The sequence below is a fragment of the Campylobacter sp. CFSAN093259 genome (assembly GCF_012889985.1).
Classification (GTDB): domain Bacteria; phylum Campylobacterota; class Campylobacteria; order Campylobacterales; family Campylobacteraceae; genus Campylobacter_D; species Campylobacter_D jejuni.
Map to the genome: position 1 here is coordinate 1,573,612 of NZ_CP040617.1, position 20,012 is coordinate 1,593,623.

The following is a 20,012-nucleotide window of genomic DNA, read 5'->3' on the forward strand; positions in this document are numbered from 1 at the left end:
TAAAAAATGCAAATTTTAGTATATGATAATTTGGATGAAAAACAAAAAGAAGAAGCGTTAAAACGCCCTGCTATAAGTGCGAAAGATGAAATTTCAAAAATAGTAAGTTCTATCATTAAAGAAGTGCAAGAAAAAGGCGATAAAGCTTTGATAGAACAAGCTTTGAAATTTGATAAGGCTGAAATTTCAAAGATTAAAATCACTCAAGAAGAAATCACTCAAGCAAGCAATCGTTTAGATAAAGATTTACAAGAAGCTATTTTAGTGGCTTATGAAAATATCAAAAAATTTCACGAAGCCCAAATCCCACATGAAATCGCTCTTGAAACTACAAAAGGCGTTAAATGTGAAGTTTTAACACGCCCTATAGAAAAAGTAGGACTTTACATACCAGGGGGTTTGGCACCTTTGTTTTCAACGGTTTTAATGCTAGCTATTCCTGCAAAAATTGCAGGTTGTGAAAAAATCGTTTTAGCAAGTCCTGCAAAAATCAATGATGCTGTGCTTTTTTGTGCTAAGCTTTGTGGCGTGGATGAAATTTATCAAATGGGCGGTGCAGGAGCTATAGCAGCTTTGACTTACGGTACCCAAAGTGTTTTAAAGGTGGATAAAATTTTTGGCCCAGGAAATGCCTTTGTAACCGAAGCAAAACGCCAAGTAAGTAGTGATATAAACGGAGCAGCTATTGATATGCAAGCAGGACCTAGTGAAGTTTTAGTCATAGCTGATGATTTAGCTAATGAAAAATTTGTAGCTAGTGATTTGCTTTCACAAGCTGAACATGGTGCAGATTCTCAAGTGATTTTAGTGTGTTTAAGTCAAGATTTTGCTAAAAAAGCAAGTGATGAAGTCCAAAGTCAATTAGAACTTTTGCCTCGCAAAGAACTTGCAAGCAAAAGCATTGCTAATTCACGCATTATCATAGCTAAAGATTTAAATCAAGCCTTAGAAATTTCAAATCTTTACGCCCCTGAACATTTGATCATACAAACTCAAAATCCACGAGAACTTTTAAAAGGTGTAAAACACGCAGGATCAGTATTTTTAGGAGCTTATTCCCCAGAGTCTATGGGTGATTATGCAAGTGGGACAAATCATGTTTTACCTACTTATGGACTTACTAAAACGCATTCTAGTTTAGGTTTGGCAGATTTTAGTAAAAGAATGACCGTTCAAGAGTTAAGTAAAGAAGGTTTTTTAGCTTTAGGTAAAAGTGTTGAAATTTTAGCACAAAATGAGCATTTAGACGCGCACAAAAATGCAGTAACTTTTCGTTTAGAAAGCTTAAAATGAGTCAAAAAATCCTTTTTATAGATAGAGATGGCACTTTAATAGAGGAGCCAAAAAGCGATTTTCAAATCGATACTCTTGAAAAATTGCGTTTTGAAAAAGATGCTATTCCCACTCTTTTAAAACTAAAAAAATTTGGATTTAAATTTGTTATGGTAAGCAATCAAGACGGTCTTGGAACACCAAGTTTTCCAAAGGAAAATTTTGAAATCGCTCATGAAAAAATGCTTGATATTTTAAAAAGTTGCGGTATAGAATTTCAAGATATTTTTATTTGTCCGCATTTTGAAAATGAAAATTGTGCTTGCAGAAAACCTAAAACCGCTATGTTAGAAGAGTATATCAAACACGAACTTTATGATAAGGAACAAAGTTTTGTTATAGGAGATCGTGAGAGTGATATGATCTTGGCTTCAAATTTAGGCGTGCGTGGTTTAAAATACGGCGAACTTTCTTGGAAAGAAATAGAAAATGAAATTTTAAGTTCTTTTAGAAGCGCGAGTTATCAAAGAACTACTAAAGAAACAGATATAAAAGTAAAGGTATGCTTAAATGGGGGTAAGGTTAGCATTAAAACAGGTATTGATTTTTTTGATCACATGTTAGAGCAAATCGCTGTACATGGAGGTATAGGGCTTGAAATTTCTTGTAAAGGAGATTTGGAAATCGATGAGCATCATAGCGTTGAAGATGTAGCCTTAGCACTTGGAGCTTGTATCAAAAAAGCTTTAGGGGATAAAATCGGCATTGCAAGATATGGTTTTGCTTTACCTATGGATGAGTGTTTGGCAAGTTGTGCAATGGATTTTTGCAATCGTCCCCATTTAGTCTATAAAGCCAAATTTAAAAAATCTCATTTAGGGGCTTTAAGCACAGAAATGATCGAGCACTTTTTTTATTCTTTAAGCTATGCTATGGGCGTGAGTTTGCATTTAAAAGTTAAAGGCAAAAACGATCATCATAAAGCCGAAGGGCTTTTTAAAGCCTTTGCAAAAGCTTTGAAAATGGCAGTAAAAATAGAAAGTGAAAATTTAGCCAGCTCTAAAGGAGTGATATGAAAATCATCATCATCGATACAGCCTGTGCGAATTTAGCATCTTTGAAATTTTGTCTAGATAGATTAGGTTTTAATGCAACTATCAGTAGGGATTTAAAAGAGCTTGAAAGTGCGGATAAGCTTTTTTTACCTGGAGTGGGTACCGCAAAAGAAGCAATGAAAAATTTAGAACAATTTAATCTTATTAATTTTATTCAAAATACCAAAAAACCTTTGCTTGGTATTTGTTTAGGTATGCAAATTTTAGGAAATTTTTCTGAAGAATTAAATCAAGAAACCTTAAAACTCATAGATTTTACAACTCAAAAATTTAAAGCTAAAGAAGGCTTTACTTTTCCACATATGGGATGGAATGAAGTTTATAGCTCTCATGCTTTGTTTAAAGGCTTAGAAGGGGCTTATTTTTATTTTGTGCATAGTTATTGTGTAGGACTTGGGAAATACACTATAGCAGATTGTGAGTATTCGCAAAAATTTAGCGCAAGCGTAATGAAAGATAATTTTTACGGAGTGCAATTTCACCCTGAAAGAAGTAGCGAGGCTGGGGAAATTTTAATTTCAAATTTTATTAAGGATATAGGATGACTCAAATCATACCCGCACTCGATCTTATAGATGGCGAAGTGGTGCGTCTTGTAAAAGGGGATTACGAACAAAAAAAAGTATATAAATACAATCCCTTAAAGAAATTTAAAGAATACGAAAAAGCAGGAGCGAAAGAACTTCATCTTGTAGATCTTACAGGTGCAAAAGATCCTAGCAAAAGACAATTTGCTTTGATAGAAAAATTAGCCAAAGAAGTCAGTGTCAATTTGCAAGTAGGTGGAGGTATACGCTCTAAAGAAGAAGTTAAAGCTTTGCTTGATTGTGGAGTAAAAAGAGTAGTTATAGGATCTATGGCAATTAAAGATGCGACTTTATGTCTTGAAATTTTAAAAGAATTTGGTAGTGAAGCTATAGTTTTAGCCTTAGATACGATTTTAAAAGAAGATTATGTTGTGGCTGTAAATGCTTGGCAAGAAGCAAGCGATAAAAAGCTTATGGAAGTTTTAGATTTTTATAGCAATAAAGGCTTAAAACACATACTTTGCACAGATATTTCAAAAGATGGTACCATGCAAGGAGTAAATGTAAGACTTTACAAACTTATCCATGAAATTTTTCCTAATATTTGCATTCAGGCAAGTGGTGGAGTAGCGAGCTTAAAAGACCTTGAAAACTTAAAAGGAATTTGTAGTGGGGTTATCGTAGGAAAAGCTTTATTAGACGGAGTTTTTAGCGTAGAAGAAGGGATAAGATGTCTAGCAAATTAAGCTACAAAGAACTTACTTTAGAAATTTTAAAACAAAGTGACAGACCTTTAAGTGTTAATGAAATTTGGCAAAAAGCTCTTGAACAAGGCTTAGATAAAAAGCTTTCTAGCATAGGACAAACTCCAATTGCTACTTTAGGGGCTAGGATATATGTTGATATAAAAGAATTGCAACACAATTCTTTGTTTATCAAAGCTTCCCAAAAACCTACAACTTTTTGGCTAAAAGAAAGAGAAAATGAACTTTTAAAGCTTGATAATAAAAATGAAATTACTAACGAAAAACAAGAAAAAAATAAATTTCATGAAAGAGATTTACACCCCTTGCTTGTAAAATTTTTATATGAAAATTTAGATTTTAATTTAAATTGCAAAACAATTTACCATGAACAAAGCAAAAAGGGTAAAGGCGGGGAAGATAAGTGGAATTATCCTGATATTGTAGGGGTTTATTTTCCTTATGATGATTATGAAAAAGAGACCATAACACTTTTAGAAAATATCAAACAAAATAGTTATAAGCTTTTTTCTTTTGAACTTAAAATTGCTTTAAATTTTTCAAATTTAAAAGAATGCTATTTTCAAGCTGTAAGCAATTCTAGCTGGGCAAATGAAGGCTATTTGGTTGTTTTACAAGAAATTGATAGCGAAGTTTTAAGTGAGTTAAGACGCTTAAATCAAAGTTTTGGCATAGGAGTGATAAAACTTGAAAAAGATATTTCAAATTCTCAAATTTTAATTAGTGCAAAAGAAAAAGAACTTGATATTCAAACACTAAATATGCTGATCAATAAAAATCCAAATTTTAAAGAATTTATTGATGATATAAACAAACAAATTAAAGTGGGCAAAGAAGCAAAAATTCAAGCTAATTTTGATGAAATTAAAAGCGATGAAGAAATGGAAAAATATCTTAAAGAAAAATGTATTTTGGAGAAATAAATGCTTACAAAACGCATAATTGCATGTTTAGATGTCAAAGATGGCAGAGTAGTAAAAGGAACACAATTTAAAAACCATAAAGATATGGGAGATATCATAGAGCTTGCTAGGTATTATTCTCAAAATGGTATTGATGAGCTTGTTTTTTATGATATTGCTGCAAGTGCTAGAAAAGAACGCATATCAAGAGAATGGGTAAGTGAAGTAGCAAAAAATATCAATATTTCTTTTTGTGTTGCAGGGGGTATTAAAAGCGAAGAAGATGCAGCTGAACTTTTGGCTAATGGGGCAGATAAAATTTCTATCAATTCTCCTGCTTTAAATGATCCAAGCCTAATCACACGCCTTGCTAAAAGCTTTGGCGTGCAATGCGTAGTAGTAGGGATTGATAGTTTTAAAGATGAAAATGGAAATTTAAAAGTATTTCAATACACAGGGGATGAAAAAACAAGTAAACATAGTGGAAAAAGCACTTTAGAATGGGTTAAAAAAGTGCAAGATCTGGGTGCAGGCGAAATTGTTTTAAATATGATGAATCAAGATGGTGTTAAAAATGGCTATGATTTAGAACAATTAGAAGCTGTATATAAAATTTGTAAAGTACCTTTAATCGCAAGTGGGGGAGCGGGAAAAATGGAACATTTTTTAGAAGCTTTTAAACTAGGTATAGATGGGGCTTTAGCTGCTTCTGTTTTTCATCAAAAACTTATAGACATTAAAGAATTAAAAATTTATCTTAAAAATCAAGGCTTAAGTATAAGGATATAATATGCAAAATTTCAAAGAACTTAATGAAAAAATCGCTTGGCAAAAAGTGGATAATCTTTTACCTGTCATCATCCAAGATGCAAAAACTTGCGAAGTTTTAATGCTAGGCTTTATGAATAATGAAGCCTTAGAAAAAAGCTTAGAAAGTGGCAAAGTAGTCTTTTTTTCACGCACAAAACAGCGTCTTTGGATGAAGGGTGAAGAAAGTGGAAATTTCTTAAATATCATAGATTTAAGCTTAGATTGTGATAATGACACGCTTTTAATTTTAGCAAATCCTGTAGGGCCTACTTGTCATACGGGCGATATTTCTTGTTTTGAAAAAATTTCTAAAAATGCAGATTTTGTTTTTCTAGCCAGACTTGAAAAACTTATTAATACACGCAAAAATGCCGATGAAAATACTTCTTATACAGCAAAACTTTTCAAAAGTGGTACAAAACGCATCGCACAAAAAGTTGGTGAAGAAGGCGTAGAAACAGCTTTAGCAGCGACAGTAAAAGATAAAGAAGAGCTTATTTGTGAAGCAGCGGATTTAATGTATCATTTAAGTGTTTTACTTGCAGATGCAAATCTTAGTTTCTCAGATGTGATTTCAAAATTAAAAGAAAGACATAAAGCTTAAAGCTTTATGTAAAATAAATTTATATCAATGCAAGGCTTCATTAAGTTTGACTGCTTTTTTATTTAAAGCTACTATCATAGCACCACTTATAGAATCTTGACGGAAATGTAGCCCATTTAAACCTTTAAGCTCTAAGCCTTTGTAAATTTCTTTATCAAAATTAAAATAAGGATTAAGTTTAGCAAGTTCTTCGGCATCTTTGAGTAAAAATTTCGTTCCTTCTAGCACTGCAATACCTGCATCAACTATACAATTATCCCCTAAAGGAATTCCTGTCACTGAATTAGCCCCTAAAAGACAAGCCTTGCCTACGCTTATAGCATTGCCACTTGTTCCACTTAAAACACCTAAAATCGAAGCTCCGCCACCTACATCAGAACCTTCTCCTACTATAGCACTTGAACTAATACGCCCTTCAACCATACAAGCTCCTGTTGTACCTGCATTAAAATTCACATAACTTGCCCCTGGCATGATGGTTGTTCCTGCTGCTAAAGACGCACCCATTCTTACTTTAGAACTTTCTAAAATTCTTGTATTATCCTCAGGGATAATATGTGCTAAAAATCTTGGGAATTTATCAACAAAATCGATTTTTGGATATTGATTGCTCATTTTTAAACGCATTTCATTTGCTCTTAAATACTCAAGCTCGATAGGCTTATCATCACTCCAAGCTACATTGCTTAAAAGTCCAAAAGCTCCATTTAAATTGATACTTCTTAAAGGTACTTTTTTAGTAGAAAGCAAATAAAGTTTTAGATAAATACTTTCTACACTTAAAGGTTCTTTATCTTCAAAAAGACAAACAAAAGAAAATTCATCGTCTTTAAATTTATCTTTGATAATCTTTAATAAATCAATATTTTGATGCCCATCTTCTTCTAAAAAAGGTTTAAAACAAGAAAGTGCAAAATCAATATCTTCTAATTTCAAAGTTTGCACAAACTCACTCGCATTAAAATCAATCTCCACGCCCCTTTGCATAAAAGCTTCAAGCATGATTGCCGCTGAGCCAAAATTTTGCTCATAGTTAATCAAAGCAAAACTTGCTTGTAAGATTTTATTTTTATTTAACTGTCCTCTATCAAGCCTTGCTATACCAAAAGCTTTAGGTTTTTTATAGCCACTTTTTTGCTCGATTTGTTTGATTAAAAGTAAAAAATCTTCTTTAGTATTAATCATTTTCTTTTCCTTATCCACTTAATTTTTAATGCGAACACGCACTTTTTCCATTCATCACAGGTTGTATAGCAGAATTATCCGCACCACCTTCATTGTTAATTTTTTCTATAAAGCTCCAAATTTTTTCAGCCGCCATTAAATAACGCTTTGAACTCACACTTTCAGGGTGATAAAAACTCACAGGCTTGCCTTCATCTCCACCTTCTCTTACTATCATTTCTATAGGAATTTGTGCTAAGACTTCACTTTTATAGGCTTTTGCCATATCCTCAGCCGTTCCTTTGCCAAAAATATCATACTCTTTACCGTTATCAGGACATAAAAATCCACTCATATTTTCAATCACACCCGCTATAGGAATGTGAAGTTTATTAAACATATCTAAAGCTCTTTTACTATCGTCTAAAGATACGGTTTGAGGCGTACTTACACAAACTCCTGCAGCAATAGGAATGCTTTGTGCAGAAGTAATTTGCGCATCGCCTGTTCCTGGAGGCATATCCAAAAACAATACATCAAGCTCAGGCCAAATTACATCAGCTAAAAGTTGCTCAATTGCTTTCATGATCATAGCTCCACGCCACATAAGGCCTTGACCCTCTTCGATCAAAACCCCCATACTCATCATATAAACACCATGAGTTAAAATAGGCTTTAATCTCTGCCCTACTACTTCAGGCTGAGTTTTGGTTTCACCTAGCATTCTTGGAATATTTGGCCCATAAATATCCGCGTCTAAAATACCTACTCTTTTTCCCATTTTAGCCATGGAAATTGCTAAATTTACTGTAGTTGTAGATTTACCCACACCACCTTTTCCACTTGAAACCATGATGAAATTTTTTACTTGTGGAGCGATATTTTTTCCACTTCTTGAATTACTTTTTTCTTCAGGAATTTTTGGAGTAATGATATTAAGTTCAATATTTTTTAAAGCCAAACTCGATAAAGCTTCAATAGTATTTTTACGAATTTCATTAGCTACTTCAGGATTTGCTGAAACGATTTCTATATCAATGAATACACCATCATCTTGAATTTTAATATCTTTTACAAAGTTAAAACTCACTATATCCTTTTCAAAACCAGGATATTTTACAGTTTTTAATTTCTCTAAAATTTGTTCTTTCATATTTTTTCCTTGTCTTTTAAAAAAATCAATTTTACTAATAAAATGATAAAATTTAGCTTTTTATAAGTGTATAATATGGTAACATTATAAAAACCAACAATATTAAAAAGAGGAATGAAAAAATGAGTGAAATGAGCCTCATTATGTTAGCAGCTGGAAATTCTACTCGTTTTAATACAAAGGTAAAAAAACAATTTTTACGACTTGGAAATGACCCTCTTTGGCTTTATGCAACAAAAAATTTAAGCTCTTTTTATCCTTTTAAAAAAATAGTTGTTACCTCTAGTAATATCACTTATATGAAAAAATTTACCAAAAACTATGAATTCATAGAAGGTGGTGATACCAGAGCAGAATCCTTAAAAAAAGCCTTAGAGCTCATAGATAGCGAATTTGTTATGGTAAGTGATGTAGCAAGGGTATTGGTGAGTAAAAATTTGTTTGATCGTTTGATTGAAAATTTAGATAAAGCAGATTGTATTACCCCTGCTTTAAAAGTTGCAGATACAACACTTTTTGACAATGAAGCCTTGCAAAGAGAAAAAATCAAACTCATTCAAACCCCGCAAATTTCTAAAACCAAATTGCTTAAAAAAGCCTTGGATCAAAACCTAGAATTTACAGATGATAGCACAGCTATAGCTGCAATGGGTGGAAAAATTTGGTTTGTTGAAGGTGAAGAAAATGCAAGAAAACTAACCTTTAAAGAAGATCTTAAAAAACTTGATTTGCCTACACCTAGCTTTGAAATTTTTACTGGCAATGGTTTTGATGTGCATGAATTTGGAGAGAATCGCCCTTTGCTTTTAGCAGGAGTGCAAATTCATCCTACTATGGGGCTTAAAGCACACAGCGATGGAGATGTTTTAGCTCACTCTTTAACCGATGCGATTTTAGGTGCTGCAGGACTTGGAGATATAGGAGAGCTTTATCCTGATACTGATATGAAATTTAAAAATGCCAACTCCATGGAGCTTTTAAAACAAGCTTATGATAAAGTCAGAGAAATAGGTTTTGAACTCATTAATATAGACATTTGCGTCATGGCACAAAGCCCTAAACTTAAAGACTTTAAACAAGCTATGCAAAGCAATATAGCTCATACTTTAGATTTAGATGAATTTAGAATCAATGTTAAAGCCACAACAACGGAAAAATTGGGTTTTATTGGAAGAAAAGAAGGTATGGCGGTGCTTAGTAGTGTAAATTTAAAATATTTTGATTGGACAAGATTATGAAAGTTTTAATTATTGAAAATGAAATTTATCTAGCGCAAAGCATTAGCATTAAACTAAGTGATGCTGGATATAGCTGTGAAATTATTAACTCGTTTGATGAATACAATGGTGAAAAATACTATGACATTATACTGCTTTCTACAAATACTAATAATTTTCTAAAAGCCGTAGGTCAGTTTAAACATAGTATTATTATTTTGCTTATTTCTTATATAAGTACAGATACAGTTTCAAATCCTTTGAAATTAGGTGCTAGTGATTATATTCAAAAACCCTTTATGATAGAAGAGCTGATTAGAAAAATAAAGCATTATCAGGATTTTAGAAAACTTTCAATCCTTAATAAAGCTTATCAAAGCTATATCAAATCAAGATTAGAAACAATCAAAATTCCAGAGTATAATTATAAAAAATTAAAACTTCCATTGATATTAAAATCCAACAAGCAAAGCAGTGCTGATGCTTTTGTTTTTAATTATGCAAATGAATGTGACATTACTCTTTCTTTTATTGATTTAACATCTACAAATTCAGTTGAAAAAGTTATGAAACTTCCCACAGAAAACAATCTTTTATTTTTGAGTAATTTTCAAGCATTAAAAGCAGCAGAAAAGGAAAAACTCCTAGATTTTATACAAAACAAAAATGTTATTTTGCATACCAATTCAAATACAGATGATTTAAAAATAAACTGCATTAATTTAAATGATAATGAAAAAAATATCAATAGCAATGAAATTTTAACTATAGATGAGTATGTAAAATATGTTATTATAAATTACCAAAATATATTTCCTGATACTGATCTTTCAAAAAAATTAGGCATTTCACGTAAATCTTTATGGGAAAAAAGGAAGAAATATGAAATCAGCAAGAAAAAATAAAAACATTATCATAGATCAAAATGAATTTGGCATCTTATCACTTATTAAAGAAGGTTTGCTAGGCACTTGCACTCATTTAATGAATGAAAAAGAAGTCAATGAAATCATTAAATCAGGAAAATTTAAAGGAGAAAGCTTTCCCTATCCCTTAAGCTTTGCACCAAAAAATGCCGAAGAAGCACTAAATGATATAAAATCTGGCGATAGAATCGATCTCATGCTAGATGAAAAAGTAGTAGGACATATAGATTTTAAAAGCCAATTTAAAAATAATAAAAATTTTTCTGATATTTTCAGTCCTAACACTTGCTCTTTAGAAGACATGGGAACAACTTGCATAAGTGGAAAAATAGAAATTTATAATTCTCAAATTGAAAAAATAAAAGAAAATTTTCAACAAATCAAAAACAATCTTAATGCACAAAAAATTACTGCTATAGTTTCAAGTTTTGATCCTTTGCATCGTGCCCATGAAAGAATGTTTCGTTGGACTATTGATAAAGCAGATTTAGTTGTAATTTTTCTTGTAGAATCTTTTGATGTAAATGGGTTTGAATTCGAACTTAAAGAAGCATATTTGAAAAAATTTATTCAAAACTATCTTCCACCGGATAGAATTTTCATTTTTCCATTAAAAAATATTAATATTTTTCACGCTCATTTAAATCCTGGCTTAGAAAGTATTATCGCAAAAAGTCTAGGTTGTACCAAACTAGTAGTAGGACAAAATCATACAGGACTTGGAATGTTTTATGATGATAACCAACCAAAAACCATACTTGATGATTTTTCCAAGGACTATGGCATAGAAGTGATCGTTTTGCCTGAATTTGTATTTTGCGATCAATGTCGCATGATTGTTAGCACAAGATCTTGCCCTCATGGTTGTCATCACCATTTGCACTATAATTCTCAGTCTTTAAAAGATTTACTAAGAGCGGGTATCATTCCTCCAGCAATTTTCATACGCAAGGAAGTATCTAGTGTTATTTTAACTTCTCTTTTTCCAAATAGATTAAAAAATATGCAAAAAATTTATAATGAGCTTTTTCCAACTGATGGAATTTTAGAATACAAAAATGATGAAGAATTTTATCAAAAACTTTTAGAAATTCATCAAATGTCTTATATGGTGTAATAAAATGCAAAAATTATTTTTAACTTTTTTTTATTCAGGTTCTGTAAAAAAGGCAAGTGGGACTTTTGGTACTATCGCTGCTTTAATACCTGCTTTTTTTATACTTAAATATCTCGGGATTAATACTTTGTTTTTACTAAGCATTTTAATTTTTGTTGCAAGTATTCGTGTTATAGATGATTATGAAAAAAAAACAGGAATTCACGATGACAAACACATAGTTATCGATGAGGTTGCTGGAGTTTTTCTTGCTTGTGCTATTGCAGCAAGTGTTGAAAACTCGATAGTCAATTTTATTTTGGCTTTTGTTTTATTCAGACTCTTTGACATTACAAAACCTTCTATTATTGGTAAGATAGATAAAAAAGTCAAAGGCGGACTAGGTGTAATGCTTGATGATATGTTAGCAGGATTGTTTGCTGGACTTTTAAGTGCGGTAATTTATGGATTTTTACTTAAATTTAATTTAGTTTTTTGGGATATAAATTTAAAAGATTTATTTTGAAATTTTGCTTAAATTAATTAAATTTTAAATTTTATTCTTATATAATTTAGTCTTTAATTTCAAAAAAGGAAAATATAAATGGCAAACCATAAATCTGCTGAAAAAAGAGCAAGACAAACTATTAAAAAAACAGAAAGAAATAGATTCTATAGAACAAGACTTAAAAATATAACTAAAGCCGTAAGAGAAGCTGCAGCAAATGGAAATAAAAATGCTGCTAATGAAGCTTTAAAAGTAGCTAATAAAAGCATTCATGCTATGGTAAGTCGCGGTTTCATTAAAAAACAAACTGCTTCTCGCCGTGTAAGCCGCTTAGCCCTTTTAGTAAATAAAATCGCATAATTTTCTATATAGTTTTTAATGTTAGCTAGCAAACTAGATCCTTTTTTTAAACGCTTTGAAGAGTTAAATTCTCTTCTTAGCAGTTCTGATATACTCAACGATATCAGTAAAATGACTACACTCTCTAAAGAACAAAAAAATTTAGAACCTATCGTTTTAAAAGCTAAAGAGTATTTAAAAACTTTAGACAATATAGAAGAAAATAAAGCTTTGCTAAACGATCCAGAACTTGGGGAACTTGCAAAAGAAGAACTAAAAACTTTAGAAGAATTAAAACCGAAACTTGAAGAAGAGATTAAAATTTTACTTCTTCCTAAAGATCCCAATGATGAAAGAAATATTTTTCTTGAAATTCGTGCAGGCACAGGTGGCGATGAGGCATCTTTATTTGTGGGAGATCTTGTAAAAGCTTATGCAAGATATGCTGAAAATCGCGGCTATAAACTTGAGATTGTAAGCTCTAGTGAAGGAAGCGTAGGTGGATTTAAAGAAATCATCATGCTTGTTAAAGGAACAGGGGCTTATTCAAGACTTAAATATGAAGGTGGAACGCACCGTGTTCAAAGAGTTCCTCAAACAGAATCCCAAGGACGCGTGCATACTTCTGCTATCACCGTGGCAGTAATGCCAGAAGTTGATGATATAGAAATCGAAATCAATCCAAACGATCTTAAAGTTGATGTTATGCGATCTTCAGGACATGGTGGACAAAGTGTAAATACTACTGATTCAGCTGTTCGTATCACTCATATCCCTACAGGTATAGTTGTAGTCAATCAAGATGGAAAAAGCCAACACAAAAATAAAGAAAGTGCGATGAAAGTCCTAAAAGCAAGGCTTTATGAAATGCAAGAGAGTGAAAGACTAGCAAAAGAAAGTGAAGCAAGAAAATCACAAGTAGGAAGCGGAGATAGAAGCGAACGCATTCGCACTTACAATTTTCCACAAAATCGTATCAGCGATCATAGAATAAATCTTACTTTATATCGCTTAGATGCCATTATGCAAGATGGGCTTTTTGATGAAATCATAGAACCTTTAATCACTCATCATCAAGCCCAAGCTTTACAAGAACAAAATTTATAAGATTTTATATAAATTAATGCTTATGTAGGAATTTATGTGGATTTCCACTAGCACCTACATGTGCAACATTTCCATTTTCTATATCATAAGCTTGACCAAAACCTTTTACAAAGCGTCCTTTTTTAAATTCAAGCTTTACTAGATGAAAATCAAGCATCTTGCGTATAGTTTTAATGCCTCCTTCTCCTCCGGTTTGTTTTTCAAACTCATCATAAATTTGATCAAATCTTTCACCTCTCTCTAAAAAGCTTGCATTTACTCTATAGCGCAATCTTTTACGAAGTATAACAGAAACAGCTTTACTCTCATCCTCTAAAAACATTATTTCTATATTGTTTGGATTTACTTTGATGTTGTTAAAATGTTCACTTACTTCACTTATATAAATATAATTTCCCCATTGTGTGCTTACAAAAGGTGCATACGAGCAAACAACTTCTCCATTTGCATTTAAAGTTGCCAAAGCTACAGAATTAAAACTTAGCATAAATTCATTTAATTCTTTTTCTACACCACTAAAATTTTGCTCGCTCTTTGCACTCATGCAAAGGGATATTATAGCATCTTTAATCGTGTTTTCATCGGCTTTTTTAGGAAATTCCACTCGTAAATTTTCTTTATCATTGTAAACAAGATCTAAGCCATTAAAATCAACACTTTTTAGAAAAACATCTTGTACTTGCTCAATACCACCAAATTTTTTACAAAGATCGACTAAATTTGATTTATGATGATCATTCATATGAGAAATAATGCTTTCAAAATTCATTTTTATCCTTTCTTGATTTTAAAATAAAATATTAAAAAAAATGGTATCAATTATCAAATTAAAAAGCACTTAAAATATATAAATTATCTATTTTAACAAAAATTTATACTAGATTAAGTTAATAAAGGATAAATTTATTTCTAAATTATTATGATATAAATTATCATTATTTATTTTATTTAAGGAGTAAAATTTGCACCCAAATAAAAAAGCTTTTAAATTATCTTTATTTGCATTATTGCTAATAACTAATTTAAATGCACAAGAATCAAATAAAGCTATCAATCTACAAAAAGTTGTTGTTAGTACAACAGGTTTTGAACAAGATGCGGATTCAAATTTACGCAATGTAATCAGCATAGAAGGCAAAGATCTACAAAATAAAGGTTATGTTTCTTTAGAACAAGCCTTAGAAAGAATTTCGAGCATTAGTTTTGTAAATTTTGGACTTGGACGCAATATAGATATGCGTGGACAAGGAAATAAATCCAATATAGCTGTAAAAGTTATGATTGATGGGCATGCTATTAATGTTCTTGATAATTCCCATGGTGTAACCCCACTAGATAGTATCAATTTAGATAATGTAGAACGCATAGAAATCATACCTGGGGGTGGATCTGTGCTTTATGGAAGTGGTACTATAGGTGGCGTGATTAATATCATTACAAAAAAACAAAAATCAGATGCTTTTGCTATAAATTTAAAAAGCAGTGCTTATGATCATGGTGGACTAGGTGGAAATTTAGGTATCAATGGTGCCAAACAAATAAATGAAAATTTAGCTTTTAGCTTTGATATACAAAGTTTTAACCTTGATGGATATCAAGAAGGTTATAATGAAAAAGGTTATTTTATCAACACAAAAACCTATATTGATATCAATGATAATAGCGATTTAACTTTGGGTTATAATTATTTTAAAAGCAAAAATACCAGCAGTGGCTATCTAACAAAAGCACAAGCTCAAAGCGATCCAACCCAAAAAGGTAAGAGTGATAATATCACACAAATCAATCGCCCTGAAATTTCTTTGGATTATCATTACTATTTTGATGATATATGGGAATTTAACCTAGAAGCTTTTTGGCAAAATCAAAAGATCAATTATCTAAAAGATGTTTCTACAATGAGCTACATGAATATGAGTCTTCCTGTATATCAAAATGGAAGTGGTTTTGAAGACACGCTTACAGGGATAAGTTTAAAAAACAAACTAAATTATGCAAATAATTCTTATTTTATTTTTGGTTATGAATTTGCAAACCATGATGCAAAAAGAAAGAGTTTGGTGTATTATAGCGTTCCAAGTGTCATAAATTATCACAGGATGACAACTTTAATAGATATGACTAAACAAAGCCATTCTATTTTTGCTCTTGATTCTCATAATTTTAATGAATTTTTTACTTTATCCGGTGGAGCTAGATATGAATTTAGCTCTTATAATACCGATAGATCTTATAGAAATGAAATGAGTATGAACGGAAGACCCCCATCACCTACTATCATAGACTCAACAACACTTTTTGATACCAATAAAAACGCCAATAATTTTGCTTTTGAAATCACTCCAAATTTTAAATACTCAGACACAGGAAAGCTTTATATCAAATACGAAAGAGGTTTTGTCTCTCCAAGTCCAGCACAATTTGTCAACAAGGATAAAAATTCACAAAAGTATTATTCTGCAAATTTAAATCCTGAGATCTTTGATACCTTTGAACTAGGTATTGATGATTTTTGGTGGGATTTTTACGGCTTTAATCTAACTTTATTTTACACCCTAAGCAAAGATGAAATTTCTTATCTTGGAAACCCTCATTCTACTAGTGGATCTTGGTGGAAATATTATAATATAGATCAAACTCGCCGTTTAGGAGTAGAATTAAGCCTGAGTCAAAATTTTTTAGATGATGATTTAATCTTTAGAGAAAGTCTAACTTATCTTGATGCTAAAATTTCTAAAGGTGTTAATGACGGCATGAGAATTCCTTATGTTTCAAAAATCAAAGCCACAGCTGGGCTTGAATACGCTTGGAATAAAAATTTCTCAAATTTTATTGATTTAACCTATTTTTCTAGAGCAAAAGATGGTGGAACTATAGATGAAAATACAGGAAAAATGTCTAAAAATTCTTGGATAAGGGATTATTTTTTAACAGATATTGGCATGAAATATAATTATAAAAAACTACAAATTTTAGCAGGAATTCGCAATCTTTTCGATAAAAGATACTACACCTATCAAGACAGTATAAATGATCAATACCTAGTTGGAAATGGCAGAAACTACTATGTTGAATTTAAATACGCATTCTAAAATTTTAGTGATTATAGGGCTTTTGGTAGCTTATATAATCGCTTCTTTTACAGCACTTTGCTTAGGAGATGAGAATTTAAATCCAAAAGAGCTTTTTTCATATATCTTTAGCCAAGATGAAATTTTAAGACAAATAATCATAGATGGACGCTTACCACGGATTATAATGGCGATTTTAATCGGTATGCTTTTAGCTAGTAGTGGGGCTATCACTCAAAATGTATTTTCAAATCCTATAGCTGATCCTTATATCATAGGTATAGCTTCTGCGGCAACCTTTGGAGCGGTTTTGGCGTATTTGTTAAAATTGAATGATTATTATTATGGAATTTTAGGTTTTGTTTGCTCTGCCTTTTTTGCCCTAGGAGTTTTTAAAATTTCTTCTAAAGCTTCTATAGCAACTTTACTCATTATCGGCATAGCAGCTTCATCTTTTTTAGGGGCTTTTACTTCTTTTTTCACTTATCTTATAGGCGAGGATTCTTTTAAAATAGTCGCTTGGCTTATGGGAAATATAGGCAATGCTTCTTGGTTTCGTGTGGGAATTTTAATCTTGCCTTTAATTTTTTGTTTGTTTTATTTTTACGCTCATAAAAACGAATTAAACATACTTTTAAGCGGAGATGATGAAGCTAGAAATCTAGGGGTAAATGCTCAAAAATTAAAGATAAATTTACTCATTGTCTCATCCTTAGCTGTATCTTTTGCGGTTGCTTTTAGCGGACTTATAGGCTTTGTTGGACTCATCATTCCTCATACTATAAGACTTTTGCTTAAAAATTATAATAATGCCTTAGTTATCCCTTTATGTACAGCATTTGGAGGATTATTTTTACTTATTTGTGATACTTTAGCAAGAACTCTTTTAGCTCCTGTGCAAATTCCGATTGGAATTTTAACTGCATTTTTTGGAGCTCCTATTTTTTTATACTTAGCTTTAAGCGCTAGGAGATTTTTATAATGCTAAAAATACATAATTTAAGCTTTGCTTATCACCAAAAAGATTTACTAAAAAATATTCATTTAGAACTTAAAAACCAAGCTTTTATAGGAATTTTAGGGCCAAATGGCTCAGGCAAAAGCACTCTTTTAAAACTTATACTTAAAAATTTAAGTCCAAATAAAGGAGTGATAAGTCTTTTTAACACAAATATCAAGGATTTTTCTCTTAAAGAATTTGCCAAAATTTGTGGCTTTGTGCCTCAAAAATCAGAATTAAACACCCCTTTAAAAGTCATCGATGTGCTTTTAATGAGTAAATATCCGAATTTAAAACACGCTTTTAGTTCTTATTCTAAAGAAGATATTTTAGAAATTAAAGAATTTGCTAAGGATTTAAGACTTGAAAATTTTCTAGAAAGAAGCATACTTTCTTTAAGCGGAGGTGAATTTCAAAGAATGCTTTTAGCAAGAGCTTTGCTTAAAAAGCCAAAAATTCTTTTTTTAGATGAACCCACTTCAGCCCTTGATTTAAACTATGCTATAGAGCTTTTAAACCTTTGCGAAAAACTAGTTAAAGAAAAAAATATAGCCGTTGTTGCTATCTTGCATGATTTAAATTTAGCTTCTATATTCTGCGATAAAATCCTTTTTTTAAAAGAAGGGGAGATAAAGTATTTTGGAACGAGCAAAGAGCTTTTTACTCAAGAAATTTTAAAAGAAATTTATGATTTAAACTGCGAGATTATTTATAAAAATTCTAAACCTTATATTTTAGCTTTAAAGGAGAAAAAATGAAAAAAATTTTAATTATTATGAGTTTGTTTTTAATCGCACTAAATGCAAAAGAACGCCTTGTAGTGCTTGATCCTGCAAGCATAGAAACCCTTTTTATGCTTAAGGCTGAAGATCAAATCGTAGGCATTGCTACTTTACAACACTCAAATATTTATCCTAAAGATCAAACCTCAAAACTTACAAGCGTAGGCACTTTTTCAAATCCTTCGCTTGAAAAAATAGTAGCATTAAAACCAAGTTTGGTGATTTTAAGCTCTTATTCTTTAAATTTAGAAGAAGGACTTAAAAATTTTGGTATCAAAAGTATCAATTTAAAAGCCGAGCGTTTAGAAGATATAACAAAAAATATCACAACCTTAGGCCAAATCACCAAAAAAGAAAAAGAAGCAGAGCTTTTAAAACAAGAATTTAACCAAAAATTTAAAAAATTAAGCGATAAACCCCTAAATAAAAGTGCGATTTATCTTTATTCTAGCAACCCTTTAATGGCCTTTAATGATAATTCTTTAATAGCTGATATTTTAAGACTTATAGGGATTAAAAATTTAAGCCCGCAAAGTCAAATTTCAAGACCTGTTATATCAGCAGAATACATACTGAAACAAAATCCAGACATACTCATTCTTGGAATTAATGCTAAAAACAATCTTTTAGATACAAATGCTTTATTGAAAAATACCAAAGCAGTTAAAACAGGAAGTATTTATTTTAACAAAGATACACCTATATTATTACGTCTTAGTCCTAAGATAATAGATAGAATTCAAGAATTTAAAACAAAGCTAGAAAATAACAATTTTTAATCACCCAATCTTGCTTTAAAAAATTCGCAAGTTTGACAAAGTTTTTCTATGCGTTTATCTTCTTCAAAAGCTTTTTTCATCATCTTTATACGCGGTGATCTAAAAAGCTTATCAAAGTTATTTTCAAAAACATTTCCCAAGTTAATATCTGCTTTAGTATCCAAACAGCAAGGCACCAAACTTCCATCACTTAAAATCCCAATTTGCTCTTTTAAAGCATGACATTTTCCTTTTTTATAAAGGGGTTCATCTTTTAAATTTGGCCATTTAAAAAGTTTATTTTGATGAAGCAAAATATGTCTTTGCAAGCGATTTTTACTTAAGTTTGCATCGATCTTAGCTTCAAATTCTTTGGCTAAAAACTCATAAATTTTTAAATTTGACTTAGGTGCTTTAAAATTAGCATCTAAATTCCAAAGTCTTAGATTGATAAAAGAAAGGCTTTTTTGCTCTAAATGCTTTTTGCAAAGTTCTAAAATAGGCTTAAAATACTGTTCTAAAGAAATTTTGCTTTGACTTAAAAAAGACATTAAAGAAATATTGATTTGATGGATATTCTCATACCCTAACAATAAAGCTTGATTTTTAGAATTTAGATAAAAGCCACTTGTAGTGATTTCAAGTTTCATAGCTTCATCTTTTGCGATTTTTAGATAATTTTCCAAATTAGGTAAAAGCAAAGGATCACCCAAAAGATGAAAGGTAAAAAGCTCAGCTTTATTAGAAATTTCATAAGCTAAGTTTTGAAATTTTTCTTCACTCATTACCCCGCGAATTCCTTTTTGAGAAGGACAAAAATCACATTTTAAACCACAAATATCGCTTAATTCTATATATATTTTTTTAAATTTCATTATATTTCCTAGAGTAAACATT

Annotated in this window: 21 protein-coding genes; 17 read left to right on the forward strand and 4 right to left on the reverse strand. The window is 31.0% G+C overall.

Annotated elements, in window-relative coordinates:
* Positions 1 to 6 precede the first annotated feature (6 nt).
* From hisD to hisIE, 7 genes are read left to right on the forward strand one after another with little or no spacing between them, the layout of a single operon-like run.
* Entirely contained in the window at positions 7 to 1,293 is a 1,287-nt protein-coding gene (gene hisD / locus FBF20_RS08100; protein WP_002858444.1) for a histidinol dehydrogenase, read from the forward strand.
* Positions 1,290 to 2,348, forward strand: a complete 1,059-nt coding sequence (hisB, locus tag FBF20_RS08105) for a bifunctional histidinol-phosphatase/imidazoleglycerol-phosphate dehydratase HisB (RefSeq protein ID WP_002858024.1) — start codon at positions 1,290 to 1,292, stop codon at positions 2,346 to 2,348. The genes hisD and hisB overlap by 4 nt, the downstream gene beginning before the upstream one ends.
* Complete coding sequence (gene hisH, locus FBF20_RS08110; RefSeq protein WP_002869766.1) at positions 2,345 to 2,932, forward strand: imidazole glycerol phosphate synthase subunit HisH; 588 nt, start codon at positions 2,345 to 2,347, stop codon at positions 2,930 to 2,932. Before hisB ends, hisH begins: the two co-directional genes overlap by 4 nt.
* A complete protein-coding gene (gene hisA, locus FBF20_RS08115) occupies positions 2,929 to 3,660 on the forward strand; it encodes a 1-(5-phosphoribosyl)-5-[(5-phosphoribosylamino)methylideneamino]imidazole-4-carboxamide isomerase (protein WP_002851391.1) in 732 nt (243 codons plus the stop codon). The genes hisH and hisA overlap by 4 nt, the downstream gene beginning before the upstream one ends.
* The gene (locus tag FBF20_RS08120) at positions 3,645 to 4,601 is read left to right on the forward strand and encodes a COG2958 family protein (RefSeq protein WP_002851346.1); all 957 of its coding nucleotides are present in this window, start codon (positions 3,645 to 3,647) and stop codon (positions 4,599 to 4,601) included. Before hisA ends, FBF20_RS08120 begins: the two co-directional genes overlap by 16 nt.
* Positions 4,602 to 5,369, forward strand: coding sequence for an imidazole glycerol phosphate synthase subunit HisF (gene hisF, locus FBF20_RS08125; RefSeq protein WP_002851492.1), 768 nt, complete (start codon positions 4,602 to 4,604; stop codon positions 5,367 to 5,369).
* Between the two features lies 1 nt (position 5,370).
* Positions 5,371 to 5,994, forward strand: a complete 624-nt coding sequence (gene hisIE / locus FBF20_RS08130; protein WP_002890904.1) for a bifunctional phosphoribosyl-AMP cyclohydrolase/phosphoribosyl-ATP diphosphatase HisIE — start codon at positions 5,371 to 5,373, stop codon at positions 5,992 to 5,994.
* Positions 5,995 to 6,018: 24 nt separating this feature from the next.
* Here hisIE and FBF20_RS08135 read toward each other — a convergent pair whose 3' ends face one another.
* Positions 6,019 to 7,179, reverse strand: a complete 1,161-nt coding sequence (locus tag FBF20_RS08135; protein ID WP_002851311.1) for a 2,3,4,5-tetrahydropyridine-2,6-carboxylate N-succinyltransferase — start codon at positions 7,177 to 7,179, stop codon at positions 6,019 to 6,021.
* Positions 7,180 to 7,204: 25 nt separating this feature from the next.
* On the reverse strand, positions 7,205 to 8,311 hold the full coding sequence (locus tag FBF20_RS08140) for an Mrp/NBP35 family ATP-binding protein (RefSeq protein WP_002851177.1): 1,107 nt from the start codon (positions 8,309 to 8,311) through the stop codon (positions 7,205 to 7,207).
* Positions 8,312 to 8,433: 122 nt separating this feature from the next.
* Here FBF20_RS08140 and FBF20_RS08145 point away from each other — a divergent pair, with 122 nt between their 5' ends.
* From FBF20_RS08145 to prfA, 6 genes are all read left to right on the forward strand, one after another.
* Complete coding sequence (locus tag FBF20_RS08145) at positions 8,434 to 9,549, forward strand: bifunctional 2-C-methyl-D-erythritol 4-phosphate cytidylyltransferase/2-C-methyl-D-erythritol 2,4-cyclodiphosphate synthase (RefSeq protein ID WP_002851397.1); 1,116 nt, start codon at positions 8,434 to 8,436, stop codon at positions 9,547 to 9,549.
* A complete protein-coding gene (locus FBF20_RS08150; protein WP_002851295.1) occupies positions 9,546 to 10,433 on the forward strand; it encodes a response regulator in 888 nt (295 codons plus the stop codon). The genes FBF20_RS08145 and FBF20_RS08150 overlap by 4 nt, the downstream gene beginning before the upstream one ends.
* A complete protein-coding gene (locus FBF20_RS08155) occupies positions 10,411 to 11,571 on the forward strand; it encodes a sulfate adenylyltransferase (RefSeq protein ID WP_002851486.1) in 1,161 nt (386 codons plus the stop codon). Before FBF20_RS08150 ends, FBF20_RS08155 begins: the two co-directional genes overlap by 23 nt.
* 4 nt (positions 11,572 to 11,575) lie before the next feature.
* Positions 11,576 to 12,076: a phosphatidylglycerophosphatase A gene (locus tag FBF20_RS08160; protein WP_002851418.1), complete on the forward strand. Its 501-nt coding sequence runs from the start codon at positions 11,576 to 11,578 to the stop codon at positions 12,074 to 12,076.
* Between the two features lie 78 nt (positions 12,077 to 12,154).
* Positions 12,155 to 12,418, forward strand: coding sequence for a 30S ribosomal protein S20 (gene rpsT, locus FBF20_RS08165; RefSeq protein ID WP_002851317.1), 264 nt, complete (start codon positions 12,155 to 12,157; stop codon positions 12,416 to 12,418).
* Positions 12,419 to 12,436: 18 nt separating this feature from the next.
* Positions 12,437 to 13,504 (forward strand): peptide chain release factor 1, encoded by a 1,068-nt coding sequence (prfA, locus tag FBF20_RS08170; RefSeq protein WP_002851189.1) that lies wholly within the window; start codon positions 12,437 to 12,439, stop codon positions 13,502 to 13,504.
* Between the two features lie 13 nt (positions 13,505 to 13,517).
* Here the strand turns inward: prfA and FBF20_RS08175 are convergent, their stop codons facing one another.
* The gene (locus FBF20_RS08175; RefSeq protein WP_002851503.1) at positions 13,518 to 14,273 is read right to left on the reverse strand and encodes a HugZ family heme oxygenase; all 756 of its coding nucleotides are present in this window, start codon (positions 14,271 to 14,273) and stop codon (positions 13,518 to 13,520) included.
* Positions 14,274 to 14,466: 193 nt separating this feature from the next.
* Between FBF20_RS08175 and FBF20_RS08180 the strand changes: the two genes are divergently transcribed.
* From FBF20_RS08180 to FBF20_RS08195, 4 genes are read left to right on the forward strand one after another with little or no spacing between them, the layout of a single operon-like run.
* Positions 14,467 to 16,596: a TonB-dependent receptor gene (locus FBF20_RS08180; protein WP_002917123.1), complete on the forward strand. Its 2,130-nt coding sequence runs from the start codon at positions 14,467 to 14,469 to the stop codon at positions 16,594 to 16,596.
* Positions 16,571 to 17,557 (forward strand): iron ABC transporter permease, encoded by a 987-nt coding sequence (locus tag FBF20_RS08185; protein ID WP_002851460.1) that lies wholly within the window; start codon positions 16,571 to 16,573, stop codon positions 17,555 to 17,557. Before FBF20_RS08180 ends, FBF20_RS08185 begins: the two co-directional genes overlap by 26 nt.
* The gene (locus tag FBF20_RS08190) at positions 17,557 to 18,333 is read left to right on the forward strand and encodes an ABC transporter ATP-binding protein (RefSeq protein ID WP_002851136.1); all 777 of its coding nucleotides are present in this window, start codon (positions 17,557 to 17,559) and stop codon (positions 18,331 to 18,333) included. The genes FBF20_RS08185 and FBF20_RS08190 overlap by 1 nt, the downstream gene beginning before the upstream one ends.
* Positions 18,330 to 19,136, forward strand: coding sequence for an ABC transporter substrate-binding protein (locus FBF20_RS08195; protein ID WP_002851399.1), 807 nt, complete (start codon positions 18,330 to 18,332; stop codon positions 19,134 to 19,136). Before FBF20_RS08190 ends, FBF20_RS08195 begins: the two co-directional genes overlap by 4 nt.
* Here the strand turns inward: FBF20_RS08195 and FBF20_RS08200 are convergent.
* Entirely contained in the window at positions 19,133 to 19,990 is an 858-nt protein-coding gene (locus tag FBF20_RS08200; protein ID WP_002851158.1) for a radical SAM/SPASM domain-containing protein, read from the reverse strand. The two genes, FBF20_RS08195 and FBF20_RS08200, sit on opposite strands and share 4 nt — an antisense overlap.
* Positions 19,991 to 20,012 lie beyond the last annotated feature (22 nt).

Bases quoted from the DNA above. Each gene is read 5' to 3' on its own strand.
- hisD (WP_002858444.1), top strand. From the start codon at position 7: ATGCAAATTTTAGTATATGATAATTTGGATGAAAAACAAAAAGAAGAA.
- FBF20_RS08175 (WP_002851503.1), bottom strand. From the start codon at position 14,273: ATGAATTTTGAAAGCATTATTTCTCATATGAATGATCATCATAAATCA.
- FBF20_RS08185 (WP_002851460.1), top strand. From the start codon at position 16,571: ATGTTGAATTTAAATACGCATTCTAAAATTTTAGTGATTATAGGGCTT.
- FBF20_RS08140 (WP_002851177.1), bottom strand. From the start codon at position 8,311: ATGAAAGAACAAATTTTAGAGAAATTAAAAACTGTAAAATATCCTGGT.
- FBF20_RS08120 (WP_002851346.1), top strand. From the start codon at position 3,645: ATGTCTAGCAAATTAAGCTACAAAGAACTTACTTTAGAAATTTTAAAA.
- hisF (WP_002851492.1), top strand. From the start codon at position 4,602: ATGCTTACAAAACGCATAATTGCATGTTTAGATGTCAAAGATGGCAGA.
- FBF20_RS08195 (WP_002851399.1), top strand. From the start codon at position 18,330: ATGAAAAAAATTTTAATTATTATGAGTTTGTTTTTAATCGCACTAAAT.
- FBF20_RS08135 (WP_002851311.1), bottom strand. From the start codon at position 7,179: ATGATTAATACTAAAGAAGATTTTTTACTTTTAATCAAACAAATCGAG.
- FBF20_RS08150 (WP_002851295.1), top strand. From the start codon at position 9,546: ATGAAAGTTTTAATTATTGAAAATGAAATTTATCTAGCGCAAAGCATT.
- FBF20_RS08190 (WP_002851136.1), top strand. From the start codon at position 17,557: ATGCTAAAAATACATAATTTAAGCTTTGCTTATCACCAAAAAGATTTA.
- hisB (WP_002858024.1), top strand. From the start codon at position 1,290: ATGAGTCAAAAAATCCTTTTTATAGATAGAGATGGCACTTTAATAGAG.
- prfA (WP_002851189.1), top strand. From the start codon at position 12,437: ATGTTAGCTAGCAAACTAGATCCTTTTTTTAAACGCTTTGAAGAGTTA.
- FBF20_RS08160 (WP_002851418.1), top strand. From the start codon at position 11,576: ATGCAAAAATTATTTTTAACTTTTTTTTATTCAGGTTCTGTAAAAAAG.
- hisIE (WP_002890904.1), top strand. From the start codon at position 5,371: ATGCAAAATTTCAAAGAACTTAATGAAAAAATCGCTTGGCAAAAAGTG.
- hisA (WP_002851391.1), top strand. From the start codon at position 2,929: ATGACTCAAATCATACCCGCACTCGATCTTATAGATGGCGAAGTGGTG.
- FBF20_RS08155 (WP_002851486.1), top strand. From the start codon at position 10,411: ATGAAATCAGCAAGAAAAAATAAAAACATTATCATAGATCAAAATGAA.
- rpsT (WP_002851317.1), top strand. From the start codon at position 12,155: ATGGCAAACCATAAATCTGCTGAAAAAAGAGCAAGACAAACTATTAAA.
- hisH (WP_002869766.1), top strand. From the start codon at position 2,345: ATGAAAATCATCATCATCGATACAGCCTGTGCGAATTTAGCATCTTTG.
- FBF20_RS08200 (WP_002851158.1), bottom strand. From the start codon at position 19,990: ATGAAATTTAAAAAAATATATATAGAATTAAGCGATATTTGTGGTTTA.
- FBF20_RS08145 (WP_002851397.1), top strand. From the start codon at position 8,434: ATGAGTGAAATGAGCCTCATTATGTTAGCAGCTGGAAATTCTACTCGT.